The sequence below is a fragment of the Xanthomonas codiaei genome, assembly GCF_002939785.1.
In the GTDB taxonomy this organism is placed as follows: domain Bacteria; phylum Pseudomonadota; class Gammaproteobacteria; order Xanthomonadales; family Xanthomonadaceae; genus Xanthomonas; species Xanthomonas codiaei.
On record NZ_MDEC01000002.1, the window covers coordinates 199,788 to 216,048 of the forward strand.

At 67.2% G+C, this 16,261-nt stretch carries 7 protein-coding genes, 1 other RNA gene and 1 pseudogene; 3 read left to right on the forward strand and 6 right to left on the reverse strand.

Annotated features, from left to right (window positions below; genetic code table 11):
• Nucleotides 1–369 precede the first annotated feature (369 nt).
• The 4 genes and pseudogenes from XcodCFBP4690_RS23375 to XcodCFBP4690_RS02230 form a co-directional block, all read right to left on the reverse strand.
• Nucleotides 370–619 (reverse strand): annotated as a pseudogene (locus tag XcodCFBP4690_RS23375) (hypothetical protein).
• Nucleotides 620–736: 117 nt separating this feature from the next.
• Nucleotides 737–2,371 (reverse strand): M28 family metallopeptidase, encoded by a 1,635-nt coding sequence (locus XcodCFBP4690_RS02220; protein ID WP_104539490.1) that lies wholly within the window; start codon nucleotides 2,369–2,371, stop codon nucleotides 737–739.
• 298 nt (nucleotides 2,372–2,669) lie between these two features.
• On the reverse strand, nucleotides 2,670–3,650 hold the full coding sequence (locus tag XcodCFBP4690_RS02225) for a GGDEF domain-containing protein (protein ID WP_167394434.1): 981 nt from the start codon (nucleotides 3,648–3,650) through the stop codon (nucleotides 2,670–2,672).
• 240 nt (nucleotides 3,651–3,890) lie between these two features.
• Nucleotides 3,891–5,378 carry a SulP family inorganic anion transporter gene (locus XcodCFBP4690_RS02230; RefSeq protein ID WP_104539433.1) on the reverse strand — a complete coding sequence of 496 codons (1,488 nt, stop codon included), beginning with the start codon at nucleotides 5,376–5,378 and terminating at the stop codon, nucleotides 3,891–3,893.
• A gap of 208 nt (nucleotides 5,379–5,586) precedes the next feature.
• On the opposite strand from XcodCFBP4690_RS02230, the gene XcodCFBP4690_RS02235 reads away from it, so the two are divergent.
• Both XcodCFBP4690_RS02235 and XcodCFBP4690_RS02240 read left to right on the forward strand, forming a co-directional pair.
• On the forward strand, nucleotides 5,587–7,020 hold the full coding sequence (locus XcodCFBP4690_RS02235; protein WP_104539434.1) for a cellulase family glycosylhydrolase: 1,434 nt from the start codon (nucleotides 5,587–5,589) through the stop codon (nucleotides 7,018–7,020).
• A gap of 464 nt (nucleotides 7,021–7,484) precedes the next feature.
• Entirely contained in the window at nucleotides 7,485–9,617 is a 2,133-nt protein-coding gene (locus XcodCFBP4690_RS02240) for a methyl-accepting chemotaxis protein (RefSeq protein WP_208622675.1), read from the forward strand.
• Between the two features lie 501 nt (nucleotides 9,618–10,118).
• Here XcodCFBP4690_RS02240 and XcodCFBP4690_RS02250 read toward each other — a convergent pair.
• Nucleotides 10,119–12,824, reverse strand: a complete 2,706-nt coding sequence (locus tag XcodCFBP4690_RS02250; RefSeq protein WP_146091810.1) for a PAS domain S-box protein — start codon at nucleotides 12,822–12,824, stop codon at nucleotides 10,119–10,121.
• Between the two features lie 92 nt (nucleotides 12,825–12,916).
• A non-coding RNA gene (locus XcodCFBP4690_RS02255) (sX9 sRNA) lies at nucleotides 12,917–12,992 on the reverse strand.
• Between the two features lie 358 nt (nucleotides 12,993–13,350).
• Here XcodCFBP4690_RS02255 and XcodCFBP4690_RS02260 point away from each other — a divergent pair.
• Nucleotides 13,351–16,230, forward strand: coding sequence for a M16 family metallopeptidase (locus XcodCFBP4690_RS02260; protein WP_104539438.1), 2,880 nt, complete (start codon nucleotides 13,351–13,353; stop codon nucleotides 16,228–16,230).
• Nucleotides 16,231–16,261: the final 31 nt, after the last annotated feature.

Consider the following 16,261-nt stretch of genomic DNA (forward strand, 5'->3'; position numbering starts at 1 on the left):
GCACAACGCGGGATGGGCAGCTTTGGAACCACTCCGATGCACAAACTCTCCTGGCGGCGACGCAACGTCGCGGCTCATCCTAAAGAATCGTCCGTTAAAGGAAACGAAGACCATTGTGCGGTCTTCGCCCCTCCCGACGAGGACCGCGCGGCAGACTACGCCGTGACAACCGAACGCAACCCCAACAGATTGCAGGCTGGCGCACCCGTTGTCACGGCTGCTGGCCGGGCTGTACAGCAAGTGGTGTGCCATAAGGTGCAACCTGGGGCGTTGGCGTTGGGTTGTCAGGTTTTTCGACGCAGCCAAGGCCGGGAGCTAAAGCCGGGCTGGTCGAGCGCGCCGTGCCCTCACCGCTCGCGGGACACGCCGTTAACCCGTCCGTGGGGGCTCGGTGGCGGCATCCATGCCGCCAACGGTCCCGCAAGCGGTGAGGACACCGCGCCAGCCAGTTGGCTGGTGGCTTCATCGAAGAACGGAATCGGCGCACCAGACAGTTTGCTGGCTGTTTTTATTGAACGCTCTGCACACCGACCAACTCCACTGGTCCTTGCCCGCTCACCGTCGCGGGACCTTTGGCGGCATGGATGCCGCCAAAGAGCTTACAGGGACGTACTTGCAGCGTGTCCCGCGATGGTGGGCGGGCAAGGGACCTGCAGCAAACGCAAACAAGCCGAGGGCGCGGTGCTCTGCGCAGCGAACACCGCAACGCGCGCCCGACAGTAGCGCAACAACGTTGTTACTTGCGTGCCGCCTCGCTGGCATCGCGGGTGGCGCGGAACTCCGAATCGCTGCTCCAGTTCGGCCACTGGCGCGAGTCGGCCAGCTGCTGGCCCAGCGTGTACAGCACGCCCAGGTCGCGCGCGGCGCCGGCGAAGCTCCAGTCCGGCTTCCACTCATCGCCCTGCTGGTGGTAGCGCTTGGCGGTGTAGTCGTCGGAGGCGGCCTTGCCTGCTGCCACGCCGCCCACTTCCCAATCCTGCCCGGCCGCATACGACAGCGCCGGCACGCCGCGCTTGGCGAAGGAGAAGTGATCGGAACGGAAGAAGTAGCCGGCCTGCGGCTTGGGATCGGGCGTGTAGCGCAGCTTGGACTGGGCGGCCACGGTCTTGAGCTGGTCGAGCAGGTCGAGCTTGGCGGTGCCGTAGATGCCGAAGTCGCGCGAGGGCACGAACGGGTTCATGCCGTCCATGTTGATCACCGCCACCGTGGTGTCCAGCGGGTACAGCGGCTTGGAGGCGTAGAACTCCGAGCCCAGCAGGCCCTTTTCCTCGGCGGTGACCGCCAGGAATACCACCGAGCGCTCCGGCCTGGGCGCCTTGGCGAAGCCGCGCGCCAGCTCCAGCAGGGCGGCGGTGCCGCTGGCGTTGTCCAGCGCGCCATTGAAGATGGTGTCGCCCCGCGCATCCGGCTTGCCCACGCCGATGTGGTCCCAGTGCGCGCTGTAGATCAGCGTCTCGTCGGGCCGCTTGCTGCCCTCCAGCCGCGCCACGACGTTATGCGAGGTGATCACGTCGGAACTGACCTGGTAGCTGGCGCTCAGGCGCTGGCCCTTGAGTTCCACCGGCGTGAAGCCGCGGGTCTGCGCCTGCTTCTTCAAGGCGTCGAAGTCCAGCCCGGCACGCTTGAACAGGTCGGCGGCCAGATCGCGCTGGATCCAGCCCTCCAGCGTGGGATGCGCGCTGCGCGGGTTGTCGCGCACCACGTCGAACATGGTGTTGGTGTTGGAACTGGCCACGGTGTCCCAGCCGTAGGAGGCCGGTGCGGTTTCGTGCACCACCAGCACGCCGAGCGCGCCCTGGCGGGCGCCCTCTTCGTATTTGTAGGTCCAGCGGCCGTAGTAGGTCATGCCGGCACCGTCGAAGGCGCCCTTGCCGGTCTCGAAGTCCGGGTCGTTGATCAGCACCACCGCGATCTTGCCCTTCAGGTCCACGCCCTTGAAGTCGTCCCAGTCGCGCTCGGGCGCCTTGACGCCGTAGCCGACGAACACCAGCGGCGCGTTGGCGATGTCGACGGTGGACGATCCGTCCAGTGCGGCGCGGATGGCGATCTGCTTGCCCTGGGTCAGCGGCTGCGACTTGCCGGCATCGGCCAGCGCGATGGTCGGTGCACCGACGATATCGGCGCGCCGCAGCGGCACCGCCTGGGTCCACAGGCGCTTGCCATCGGCGAGATCGCCGCCAGGCTGCAGGCCGGCATCTGCGAACTGCTTGCTCAGGTAGGCAATGGTCTTCTCTTCGCCGGCGGTGGCCGGGCCGCGGCCTTCGTAGGCGTCGGAGGCCAGTTCCCTGACATCGCGCGAGATGCGCGCGCCATCGAACGTCGGCGCCTGCGCCATCACCACGGTCGAGACCGCCATCGCCAGCAGGCCCATCGCCACGGTCTTGCCGGCACGCTTGATCACAACTCGCTTCACTGCAGCACCCCAGGTGTTGTCCGAACAGCCCCGGAGTGTAGCCACTGCGGCCGGGACCTGCTGGCGGTGCAATGAGGCGCGATCCGTGCCGCCGTGCCTGCTGCACGCGGACACCGCTTGGGTTGCCGGCGTGGCGGGATTGCGCGCAGGCGTCAGGAGGCTGCACGCCGCGCGGAGCAGACGCTGCACGCGCCATCCAGGCCGATTCGGCGCACGCGTACCGGCGCGAGATGCGCAGCGCGCCCGGTCCTCGCGCTCAGAACAGGTCGACGCTGCCGACCTGCGGGGCGAGCTGCTGCATCTGCCCGCTGGCGATCAGTTCGGCATACACCGCGGCGCGATTGCGGCCGTGCTGCTTGGACCAGTACAGCGCCTTGTCGGCCTCGTCGAGCATCTGGCTGATCAAGCGGCCATGGCGCAGTTCCACGATGCCGGTGCTGAGGGTGACCTGGCCGACCTGCGGGAAGTCGTGCCCGGCCACCGCCGCGCGGAAGCGCTCGAACAGGCCGACCGCGACATCGCGATCCACCCCGCGCAGCACGATCACGAATTCCTCGCCGCCGAACCGGAACAGCAGATCGTCCTGGCGAAACGTACGCTGCATCAGCTGCGCCACCAGCAACAGCACCTCGTCGCCGTACAGATGGCCGAAGGTGTCGTTGACGCGCTTGAAGTGATCGATGTCCACGATCCCCAGCCACACGCCCTGCGCCGCTGCCGCCTCGGCGCTGCCGGCGAACAGCTGCAGGATCACATCGTCGAAGGTCTTGCGGTTGCGCAGGCCGGTCAGCGCGTCGCGCTGGGCATCGTCGAGCAGGCTGCGGTAGTTCTGGAAGAAGCGTGCGAAGCCCTGCAGCATCGCCTGCTCGGCGGCACCGGGTGCGCGTGCGCTGCCTACCCGCAGGCAGGTGCGGATGCCACGCGCTTCCATCATCGGGTAGACCAGCAACGCGCGGCCGTCCTGGTGCAACTGCACCACATCGCCCGCGCCATGCACCTCGGCCAGCTGGGCACGCAGCTGCGCATCCTTCAGCTCGGCCACCGTCAACTGCAGCCGGCCATCGTCGCGCAGCCGGGTTTCGGCCATGCTGCGGCCGTCCGGGGCGATGCGCAGCAGCGACAGCTCGTCGGCGGCACAGACCTCGCGCATGGTGCGCAGCAGGCTCAGGTCGAGCAGATCGGCATCACGGATGGCCGTCATGTCCACCATCCGCTCCAGCAAGGGCGTGGCGCTCATCGGCGCCTCTGTCCACACGCAGATGCCGACCTGGCGTGGCGGGCACGGACGGCTGGCAGACAACGGCAGTGGCAACGCACAGGCTTCACGACGGCGACCGGCAATCAGGATGCCGGTTCATCGGCGTGGGCCCCACAAACTTGAGGCCGCTGACCGCCCCGCCCTCAGCCACCGGCCAGCCCGCCTGCGCAGCGGACAAAAACGCCCGCCACGCCCGGCATTCGCAGCGCCCGCGCCGGCTCAGGGCAGCGCGGATTCCAGCGCGTCCTCGCCCAGCGCATGCGCCTGCATCAGGCGCCGGCTGCCGGCGTTCAAGCCCCTGACCTGCACCTCCAGATCGTGGTGCCGCAGCCGCTGCACCACCTTGTCCAGGGCGGCCACGGCAGTGATGTCCCAGAAGTGCGCACGGCTGACATCGATCACCACGCTACGGCCGGGCACCTGGCGCGCATCGAAGGCATCGATGAACACGTCGGCCGAGGCGAAGAACACCTGCCCGCGCACGCTGTAGGTCCGCACGCCGTCTGCGCCATCGTCGTGCGCGATCTGCAGCAGCCCGGCCACCTTGAAGGTGAAGAACACCCCGCTCAACACCACCCCCACCGCCACCCCGGCGGCCAGGTTGTGGGTGGCCAGGGTCACCGCCACGGTGGCCAGCATCACCACGCTGGAGGTGCGCGGATGGGTGACGACGGTGCGCAGCGAACGCCAGTCGAAGGTCTCGGCCGAGACCATCACCATGATCGCCACCAGCGCCACCACCGGAACCTGCGACACCCACGGCTTGAGCAGCACCATCAGGATCAGCAGGAACACCCCGGCAAACAGCGTCGACAGCCGGCCACGGCCGCCATACTTCACGTTGCCCACGGTCTGCCCGATCATGCCGCAACCCGCGATGCCGCCGAACAGGCTGGCCGCCGCGTTGGCGATGCCCAGCCCGGTGCACTCGCGGTTCTTGTCGCTGGGGGTGTCGGTGAGCTCGTCGACCACCCGCGCGGTCATCAGCGATTCGAGCAGGCCCACCATGGCGATGGCCAGCGCCGGCAACGCGATGATGCGCAAGGTCTCCAGCGTCAGCGGCACCGACGGCCACTGCAGGACTGGCAACGCGTCGGGCAGTTTGCCCAGGTCGGCCACGGTCTTGAGCGGCAACTGCATCGCGCTGCCGGCGATGGTCAGCAGCGCGATGCACAGCAGGGGCGAGGGAATCGCCGACAGCCCGGGCACGCGCAGGCGCGGCAGGCCGTAGATGATCGCCAGGCCCGCCCCGAGCATGGCCCAGGTGGCGAGGTTGGCGCCCAGCAGATGCGGCAGCTGCGCGGCGAAGATCAGCACCGCCAGCGCGTTGACGAAACCGGTGCGCACCGAACTGCTGACAAAGCGCATCAGCACGCCCAGCCGCAGCAGCCCGAACGCGATCTGCACCACGCCAGCCAGCAGGCCGGCGGCCAGCAGGTACGGCAAGCCGTGCGCGGCCACCAGTGGTGCGGCCACCAGCGCCACCGAGCCTGCCGCGGCGGAAATCATCGCCGGGCGTCCGCCACAAAACGCAATCACGATCCCGATGACGAAGGATGCGAACAGACCGACCTGCGGATCCACCCCAGCCACGAAGGCGAACGCGATCACCTCGGGAATCAGGGCAAACGTGGCGACCGCACCGGCCATGAGTTCGCGCGCGGGCGACGCGCGCCACTGCGCCAGTTCGGCACGCAAAAGGGACATCGGGAGACACTCCGGGGACAGAAAGGACAGCCTGCGGACACTGCGCAGCGGCGATAGTGTGCGGGAAAGCGACCGCGCCCGCAGCCCGCCTGTGATCTGTGCGCCAATGCGCATTTCTGTGGCAGCGATCACGCCACGCAACGCGGCTGCAGACCAAGATGCGCCCCCCGGGCTCGGGTGTCGAGCTCGGTCATCTAGGGAGAAAACCATGTCGATTCTCAGGACCGCAGGCAGGCTCGCACTCGCCACCGCGCTGGCCATGGCCGCCGCACCGGCGTTCAGCTATTCCATCAGCAACAACAGGGTTGTCGACGACAGCGGCAAGGTGGTGCAGCTCAAGGGTGTCAACGTGTTCGGCTTCGAGACCGGCAACCATGTCATGCATGGTCTGTGGGCGCGCAACTGGAAGGACATGATCGTGCAGATGCAGGGCCTGGGCTTCAACGCCGTGCGCCTGCCGTTCTGCCCGGCCACGCTGCGCAGCGGCCAGATGCCCAGCAGCATCGACTACAGCCGCAATGCCGATCTGCAGGGCCTGACCTCGCTGCAGATCCTCGACAAGGTGATCAACGAATTCAACGCACGCGGCATGTACGTGCTGCTGGATCACCACACCCCCGATTGCGCCAGCATCTCCGAGCTCTGGTACACCGGCTCCTACTCCGAAGCCCAGTGGCTGGCCGACCTGCGCTTTGTGGCCAACCGCTACAAGAACGTGCCCTACGTGCTCGGCCTGGACCTGAAGAACGAACCGCACGGCGCCGCCACCTGGGGCACCGGCAACGCCGCCACCGACTGGAACAAGGCCGCCGAACGCGGTTCGGCCGCGGTGCTGGCGGTGGCGCCGAAGTGGATCATTGCGGTGGAAGGCATCGGCGACAACCCGGTGTGCTCGACCAATGGCGGGATCTACTGGGGCGGCAACCTGCAGCCGCTGGCCTGCACCCCGCTGAACATTCCGGCCAACCGCCTGCTGCTGGCGCCGCACGTGTACGGCCCGGACGTGTACGTGCAGTCGTACTTCAACGACAGCAATTTCCCCAACAACATGCCGGCCATCTGGGACCGTCACTTCGGTCAGTTCATCGGCAAGTACGCCTTGCTGCTGGGCGAATTCGGCGGCAAGTACGGCGAAGGCGATGCGCGCGATAAGGTCTGGCAGGACGCGCTGGTGAAGTACCTGCGCAGCAAGGGCATCAACGAAGGCTTCTACTGGTCGTGGAATCCCAACAGCGGCGATACCGGCGGCATCCTGCGCGACGACTGGACCACGGTGCGCCAGGACAAGATGACCCTGCTGCGCACCTTGTGGGGCACCGTGTCCAACACCACTCCCACGCCTACGCCCACTCCGACTCCCACGCCGACGCCGACGCCCACCCCGGGCACCAGCAGCTTCAGCACCAAGGTGATCCTGGACAGCAGCTGGAACGGTGGCTCGTGCAACCGCGTGCAGGTCACCAACACCGGTACCGCCAGCGGCACCTGGGCAGTGACGGTGCCGGTCACCGGCAAGGTCAACAACGCCTGGAACGTGGTGTGGTCGCAGAGCGGCAGCACCCTGAACGCCAGCGGCGTGGATTTCAACCGCACGCTCTCAGCCGGCGCGACGGCCGAATTCGGCTTCTGCTCGGCAACCTAAGTGAAGAGCGGGGGGCGGATACCCTGCGTGTCCGCCCCACCGGCCATGCGGTGATCGAGCGATCACCGCATGGCTGGATTGAAGACTGCATGCCGACCACGCGCCGTGGTCGGCATGCCCGGCATCGGTGCGATTCCATCACTGCATCTCGTCCGGCCAGGATCCGTCATGCGGAACTGCCTGCGCATCGCATCCACACCACGACCGTTGCGCGCAGTTGACATCACTGCGTGCAATGCGACGCAAGCAGCGGACGCCCTTGCACTTCTACGCGTGATTCATCGCCGCGCATTGCCGGTGTCGCTGGCCGCCCGGCATGCAGGCAGCTGCGATGCATCGACATGCCGCAACTACAAGCAGGCGCTGCCGCAGATAGCGCTTCATCCCCTCTCGCCGCCGCCGATATCCCGTAGGTAGCGCCCTGCGCCTTCCTGGATGTCGTTGCCATGCCTGTTGTCTCCCTGTTGCGTCGTCACGTTGCCAATCTCCCGCTCACCCGCAAGTTCGTCCTGTTGTGCACGCTCCTCACCGTCGGTGTGATCCTGCTGGCCGTCGCCGCCGCGCGCCTGCAATACCTGGACCTGATCGAAGCGCGCAAGCTCAGCGTCAAGACCGAAGTCGAGATGGGGCTGACCGTGATGCAGCACTACGCCGACAAGGTCAAACGCGGCGAACTCACCGCTGACCAGGCCAAGGAGGCTGCACGCTCCACCCTGGCCGACATGCGCACCAACGAGGGCGTGGACTACTTCTTCATCGTCGATCCGCAGATGCGCATCCTGATGCATCCCAAGCGCGCCGTCGGTACCGATATGAGCGACTACAAGAGCGATGCCGGGCAGTACGTGTATCGCGACATCAAGACCGCCATCGACAGCGGCGACGGCTTCAGCTACTACGACGCGCCCAAGCCGGGCAAGCAGGAACAACTTCCCAAGATCAGCTATGCCAAGACCTTCCCGGCCTGGAACTGGGTGTTGGTGATGGGCGTTTACGCCGAAGACATCCAGGTGCAGGCCTGGGGCTTCACCCGCACGCTGACCCTGATCGGCGCCGCACTGGTGGCGATGGTGATCGGTGTGTGCTGGCTGATCGCCTCGGCCATGGCCGCGCCGTTGCGTGCAGCAACCCGCACTGCCGAAGCGATCGCCTCGGGCCGCTTCGACAACGACATCCGTGTCGAATCGCGCGATGAAACCGGCCAGCTGATGCACAGCATGCAGCAGATGCAGACCCAGTTGCAGCGCTTCAATGGCGAGATGCAGACCATGATCCGCCTGCAGCAGGGCGAGAACATCGCGCACCGTATTCCGGAAGATTTTCCCGGCGATTACGGTACGTTGGCACATGGCGTGAACACCGTGGTGTTCGAGCACCTGGATGCCATCAACGAAGCGATGGATGTCATGAGCGAGTATGGCCGTGGCGATCTGCGCCGCGACATGCGCCGCCTGCCCGGCCAGCGCGCGGCCCTGCATGACGCGCTGGATACGGTGAAGCGCAATCTGTCGGCGATCAATGGCGATATCGCGCGCCTGGCCGATGCGGCCGCGCGTGGGGACTTCTCCGCACGCGGCGAGCAGGGGCGCTACCAGTTCGCGTTTGCGGAAATGGTGCAGGCCTTGAACCGTTTGATGCAGCAGGCCGATGCCGGCCTGGACGATGTGGGCCGCATCATGGCCGCCATTGCCGATGGCGACCTGTCGCAACGGGTGGAATCGCATTACGAAGGCGCGTTCGGTCGCCTGGCCGACGCCGCCAACCGCACTGCGATCCAGCTCACCCGCATCGTGCAGGGCATCCAGCATTCGGCCGAGATGATCAATACCGCCGCCGGCGAGATCGCCAGCGGCAACGCCGACCTGTCCACGCGCACCGAGAACCAGGCTGCGAACCTGGAAGAAACCGCCGCCTCGATGGAAGAACTGACGTCCACCGTGCGCCAGAATGCCGACAACGCGCGCCAGGCCAACCAGCTGGTCAAGGGCACCGGCGAGGTCGCCGAAAGCGGCGGGCGCGTGGTGCAGGACGTGGTCACCACCATGCAGGCGATCACCCAGGCCTCGGCGCGCATTTCCGACATCATCGGAGTGATCGACGGCATCGCGTTCCAGACCAACATCCTGGCCCTGAATGCAGCGGTGGAAGCTGCGCGCGCCGGCGAACAGGGCCGCGGCTTTGCGGTAGTGGCGACGGAAGTGCGTGCGCTGGCGCAGCGTTCGGCCGGTGCGGCCAAGGAGATCAAGCAACTGATCTCCGACTCGGTGGAAAAGGTGGAACAGGGCTCGGGCCTGGTGCAACAGGCCGGCAGTACCATGACCGAGGTGGTCAGCTCGGTGAAGCGCGTGACCGACATCATGGCCGAAATCACCGCCGCCAGCACCGAACAGAGCGCCGGTATCGAACAGGTCAGCACCACGGTGATGCAACTCGATGAAATGACCCAACAGAACGCAGCACTGGTGGAAGAAGCCACGGCAGCCGCACGCAGCCTGGAAGACCAGGCCGCGGACCTGGCACGCGCGGTGGCCGTGTTCCGCCTGGCACCGGCGCATCCCGCCTCGACACAGCCCCGCGGTGCCGCTCAGGCAGCATAAAAACGGGCGACTGCCATCACCACATTGGCAGACGTACCCTCATCCGCCCTTCGGGCACCTTCTCCCGTGGGGAGAAGGAACAGCGTCCAACGCGTGCCAAAGCCCCTCTCCCGCCGGGGCGAGAAGGCACGGCTTACGCGCCATTGGCGCGTGTGCCTTGGAGCGCCCGCGCCAATGGCGCGGGCCGGGGCGCGGAGCGGGGGTTGGGGTGAGGGTGCCCGGCAGCCGGGAGGCTTCGATGCACACCAGATGCATTACTAAGCAAACGAGATGCATCGACTATCAGGCATGCGTACCGACAGTCAGCGGGAATAGGGAATAGGGAATGGGGAATGGGGAATGGGGAATGGGGAATGGGGAATGGGGAATCGACGAGTATTTACCGCTCGTCAAAAGACGGGCGGCCGCAATCACCATCGGCTGACGTACCCTCATCCGCCCTTCGGGCACCTTCTCCCGTGGGGAGAAGGAACAGCGATGCACCGCCAATGACCCGCTACTTCAACGCGTAGCGTCGCGGCCGTTCGTCGCGGCTCCTTTGCAGCGCGCATTTTTTGCCGCATACATCGCCTCGTCCGCGGCATGCATCAGGCTGGCAGCATCGGCCTGTTGGCCGTGTTGCCAGGCCACGCCGATGCTGGGCTGGATCGGTAGCCGCTGCTCGCCAAACAGGGCACCAACGGCGGCAGCATGACGGATGCGCTCGGCCACCGCGGCGCAGTCCGCCTCGGGTGTCTGCAGATTGTCCAGCAGCACCACGAATTCATCGCCGGCCAGGCGCGCCACCAGGTAGCGCCCCTCCACCGCGCGTTGCAGACAATGACCGAACGCCACCAGCACTGCATCGCCGGCGCGGTGGCCATAGGTGTCGTTGATGCGCTTGAAGCCATCCAGGTCCAGGAACATCACCGCCACCGCGCGCTGCAACTGCTGCGCCTGCACCACCGCAGCCTGCAAGGCCTCGGTCCAGGCGTGGCGGTTGGGCAGGCAGGTCAGCGCATCGCGGGTGGCGCGCTCGTGCATCAGGCGGTGCAGCGTCTTGTGCGCGGTGACGTCCTGCGCCATCAGGAAGAAGCCTTGCGTGCCCGCCCGCGAACGGCGGGTTTCCGGCACCAGGGTGATCTCCACATCGCGCGGCGTGCTGCCGATCCGCAGCACATGTTCGAAGCTGGCGCGTTGTCCGGCCGCCACCTGCGCCAGCGCGATGCGGGCGGGAACGCTGAGCGCTGCGCCGAGCAGATGGGTGATGGGTGTGCCGACCAGACTGGCGGGCTCCACGCCCAGCCAGTCGCGGTGCGCTTCGTTGGCAAACAGGCAGCGCTGGCTGGCATCGAACTGGCTGACCAGCGCCGGCGTGGCATCACTGATGGCCCGCAGCCGCGCTTCGCTTTCGGCCAGGCGCTCGGCGGCGACATGGCGCTCGGTGACGTCCTGGATCTGCGAAACAAAATGCACCGGCGCGCCGCTGCCGTCGCGCACCAGCGACACCGACAACTGCGCCCAGATCACCGCGCCCTGCTGGCTGATGTAGCGCTTGGCCAGGCTGTAGCTGTCGCGTTTGCCGTCGATCAATTCCTGCACCAGCTTCAGGTCCATATCCAGATCCTCCGGATAGGTGATCTGCTGGAAGGTGGTGCGCAGCAGCTGCTCGCGTGGGTAGCCCAGGATGCTGCACAGCGACGGATTGACGTCGCGCCAGGCGCCTTCCAGCGACACGATGGCCATGCCCTGCGGCGCGGTTTCGAAGGCACCGGCGAACCGTTCTGCCGCCAATTGCGCGGCGGCCTGCGCCTGCAGCTCGGCGGTGACGTCGATGGCCATGGCCAGGTAGCCGGCCAGCCCTTGCTGTGCATCGTGGATGATGTTGAAACACAGGCGCACGCGGCGCAGCTCGCCGTCCTTGCGCACCAGGGTCCACAGCTCCTCGCGCAGCACGTCGCCAGCCGAGGCCGCGGCCAGTTTCACGTACGACGGTGGCGACAGCGCCAGGGTGGCCATATGGCGTTCCAGCTCGGCCTGCAGATGGAAGCGTGCCGGGCCGCTGCCCAGGACCTCCTCGGCCGTATAGCCCAGCAGCTGTTCGGCACCGGGATTGAACAGCTCGATCCGGCCCAGCGGATCGAAGGCGATGATCGCCACGTCCTGCGAGGCATCCACCAGCGCCTGCAAGCGCGCGCGCTCGGCCGACAATGCCGCCGACGCATTCTTGAGCTCGGTGATGTCGTGCATCACGCAGACCGCGCCCAGTGCGGTGCCCTTGTCGCCCACCACCGGATCCGCATTGCACAGCACGCTGCGCGCCGGTTGCCCGGTGGCGCGGATCACCAGCTCGGCATTGCGCACGTGCTCGCCGCGCCAGGCGCGCAGCAGCGGAATGGCTTCGGTAGGCAACAGGCCGTTGCCATCGGCGGTGTACAGGTCGAAGTGCTGCGCCCACTGCGCCGGCGGCAGTACGCGCGGATCGGTGCCGTGCCATTGCCGCGCAGCGTGATTGAACTCGCGCAGCAGGCCATCGGTGCCGCAGGCCACCACGCCATCGGGCATGGCTTCCAGCAACATGCTCAGGGTCTGCCGCTGCGCCTGTGCGGTCAACCGGTCGCGGCGGGCTTCCAGCTGGCTGACCGCCTGCCGCGCCAAGCGGATCAGCGCCTGCTTTTGATTTTCCTCGAGCACGCGCGATCGGGTGCTGAGCGTGCACAGGGTGCCATAGGCGTAGCCTTCGCGGCCGATCAGCGGCACGCCCACATACGAGCGTACGCCTGGGGCCGCGGTCACCAAGGGGTTGTTGACGAAGCGCGGGTCGGCCTCGGCATCGGGCACCTCCATCAGCTCGGTGCCCATCACCGTGTAGGAGCAGAACGACACGCTGCGCGGTGTGCCTTCCAGGTCGGTACCGCAGCGCGCCTTGAACCACTGCCGGTCGGCATCGAGCAGCGACACCAGCGCCATCGGCGCACCGGTCACGTGCGCGGCCAGCCAGGCGATGTCGTCGAACTCGGCTTCGGCTTCGGTGTCCAGCACCTCCAGCCGGCGTACCGCTTCCACGCGCAGGGCATCGTTGGCGGGGATCGGCACGGGCGGCAGCGGGGCGGTCATGGCGTGGTCGGCGAGTGGCGTCGGGTCAAGGTAGGTCGCCCGAAGTAACGGCGAGGCGATGGCCAACTTAAGCGTCCGCGGCCGCGTTCGTTGACGCGGATCCGTCGGCATCCCGGTACAGCGGGGTCGACTGCGGTCCCCCAGGGCGTGCGAACTCTGGTTGCGAACGCGGCGCGGACCCGCCCTACCTGTGCGTCTGGAGCGGCTGGCAAGACGTGGCGAGCGGTCGTCAGGTGGATGTGGACGGCGCCGAGGAACCCCAGCGTACGAATGGCACATGCCGCACCGAGCACCGGCCGCGTCCGCCTGGCGGTGAGCGCAGTCGTTTTGGCTAGCCGCTCGTAGGGCAGCATCGCGACGCCGGCGGACCATCGGCATGGGCCGGGCTCGCCCGCCGGCCAGGGCAGCACACCTTGGCCGGTGCTGTGCGTCTGACCTGCCCGCAGCGCGGCCCCATACCACCTTCCAGCAGCGCGACGGCAAGCCACGAGCGCGGCCCAGGCCCGCCCCTGCCGCCGGCCCCGACGGTGCCGGCTTCGCCGCCCTGCCGCGACCGGCCGTCACCCTGCCGGACCGCATTTGCGGCCTCGCCAGGCAGCCACTACCCTCGGCCGATTGTCCCGTCCTGGAGTGTCACATGCTGCGTCCGCTGTCCCTGTTGATCGCCGGTGTGCTCGGCGTTGCTGCCGGATCCGTTGCCCCCGCCGTCGCTGCCGCCCCGGCCAGCCTATCCAAGCCCGCGGCCAGCAGCGCCATTCCCGACATCGCCTACACCCGCTTCACCCTGCCCAACGGCCTGACCGTGGTGGTGCACGAAGACCACAAGGCGCCGGTGGTGGCGGTGAGCATCTGGTACCACATCGGGTCCGGCGACGAACCGGCCGGCAAGACCGGCTTTGCGCACCTGTTCGAGCACCTGATGTTCTCCGGCTCGGAGAACAACAAGGGCAGCTTCTTCGCGCCGCTGGAAAAGGTCGGCACCACCGACATGAACGGCACTACCTGGTTCGACCGCACCAACTACTTCGAGACCGTGCCGACCACCGCGCTGGATACCGCGCTGTGGCTGGAATCGGACCGCATGGGTCACCTGCTCGGTGCGATCGGCCAGGAAGAACTCGATACCCAGCGCGGCGTGGTGCAGAACGAAAAACGCCAGGGCGAGAACCGCCCGTATGGCCGCGTGGACCAGAACATCCTGTCCAACCTGTTCCCGGCCAACCACCCCTACCAGCACGACACCATCGGCTCGATGGAAGATCTGGACGCGGCCTCGCTGGGCGACGTCAAGCAGTGGTTCAACGACAACTACGGCGCGGCCAACACCACCCTGGTGCTGGCCGGCGACATCACCGTGGCGCAGGCGCGGGCCAAGGCGCTGCAGTATTTCGGCGACATCCCGTCCGGCAAGCCGGTGCCCCGCCAGCAGCCGTGGATCACCCCGCTGGCCGCGCAGAAGCGTGGCGTGCAGCACGACCATGTCTCGCAGCCGCGCATCTACCGCACCTGGGCCGCGCCGCAGCTGGGCACCGACGATGTGATCCAGCTGGACCTGGCCACCACCGTGCTCGGCGGCGGCAAGACCTCGCGGCTGTACCAGCGCCTGGTCTACCAGGACAACCTGGTGGACGACGTCTCCGCCTCGGTGCAGCCGTTCGCGCTGTCCAGCCAGGTGCAGATCCAGGCCGACGTCAAGGACGGCGTGGACCCGGCCAAGGTCGAGGCGATCATCGACGAGGAACTCAGGAGGTTCATCGCCCAGGGCCCGACCACCGACGAATTGCAGCGCGCGCAGGTGGCCTACCGCGCCGGCTTCGTGCGCGGGCTGGAAAAGGTCGGCGGCTTCAGTGGCAAGGCGGTGATCCTGGCTGAAGGCCAGGTCTACCGCGACGACCCGGGCGCCTACAAGAAAGACCTGCAACGCGGCCAGGCCGCCACCGTGGACAGCGTCAAGCAGGCCGCTGCCACCTGGTTTGGCAAGGGCGACTACCTGCTCACCGTGCTGCCGGCCGGCAAGGACTTCGACCCGGCCGCCGAGGACAAGGCGGTGGTTGCACGCGGCGAAGAAGCCGGCAAGCCGGCGCCGAAGCTGCCGGCTGCGGGCAAGTACAAGACCGTCGCCAGCACGCTCGATCGCAGCAAGGGCGTGCCGCAGACCGATCAATTCCCGGACCTGAGCTTCCCGCAGTTGCAGCGCGGCAAGTTGAAGAACGGCATCGAGGTGATCCTGGCCGAGCGCCACACCATTCCGGTGACCCAGGTTGAGCTGCTGTTCGACGCCGGCTACGCCGCAGACCAGGGCAATAAGCTCGGCACCGCCAGCTTCAGCGCCGCGCTGATGAACGAAAGCACCGCCGCGCTGGATTCGGTGGAAGTGGCGCAGCGTCGCCAGCGCCTGGGCGCCATCACGGCGGTCGGCTGCGATCTGGACAGCTGCAGCGCCTCGCTGGATGCGCTCAACGACCAGCTGCAGCCGTCGCTGCAGCTGTTCTCCGACATCGTGCGCAACCCGGCCTTCAAGGCTGCCGACATCGAGCGCATCCGTGGCCAGTGGCTGGCCGGCATTGCGCAGGAGAAGACCCAGCCCAACAGCCTGGCGCTGCGTGCGCTGCCGCCGTTGCTGTTCGGCCAGAACCACCCCTACGGCATCCCGCTCACCGGCAGCGGTACCGAGGCGGCGATCAAGAGCCTCAACGCCCAGGACCTGCAGGCCTTCCACCGCCAGTGGCTGCGTCCGGACAACCTGCGCATCCTGGTGGCCGGCGATACCACGCTGGCGCAGATCATCCCGCAGCTGGATGCCGCCTTCGGTGACTGGAAGGCGCCTGCCACGCCGTTGCCGAAGAAGAACCTGGTCCAGGTCGCCGCGCAGCCCAAGCCGCGCGTGTACCTGATCAACCGCCCGGATGCGCCGCAGTCGGTGATTCTGGCCGGCCTGCTCGCACCGTCCACCAAGGCGCCGGACAATCTGGCGATCGGCGTGGCCAACGGCGCCTTCGGTGGCACCTTCACCTCGCGCCTGAACATGAACCTGCGCGAGAACAAGCGCTGGGCCTACGGTGCCGGCACCCGCATGATGGATGCGCAGGGCCAGCGCCCCTATATGTTCTCCGCGCCGGTACAGACCGACAAGACCGCCGAGTCGGCCAATGAGATCTTCAAGGAAGCCACTGCGGTGATCGGCGCCAAGCCGCTGACCAGCGAGGAGATCGAAAAGATCAAGAACCAGCGCATCCGCGCCCTGCCCGGTAGCTTCGAAACCACTGGCGCGGTACTGGGCGCAATCGAAGGCATCGTGCAGTTCGACCGCCCGGACGATTACGTGCAGACCCTCAAGCCGCGTCTGGAAGCGATCGATCAACCGGCGGCGCAGAAGGCCATTGCGCAGATCATCAAACCCGAGGCCATGACCTGGGTGATCGTGGGCGACCTGAAGAAGATCGAAGCCCCGGTACGTGCACTCAAGCTCGGCGACGTACAGGTGCTGGACGTGGACGGCAAGCCGGTCAAACGCTAGGCAGCCCCACATCGGCCCTCTGCACCGTGCA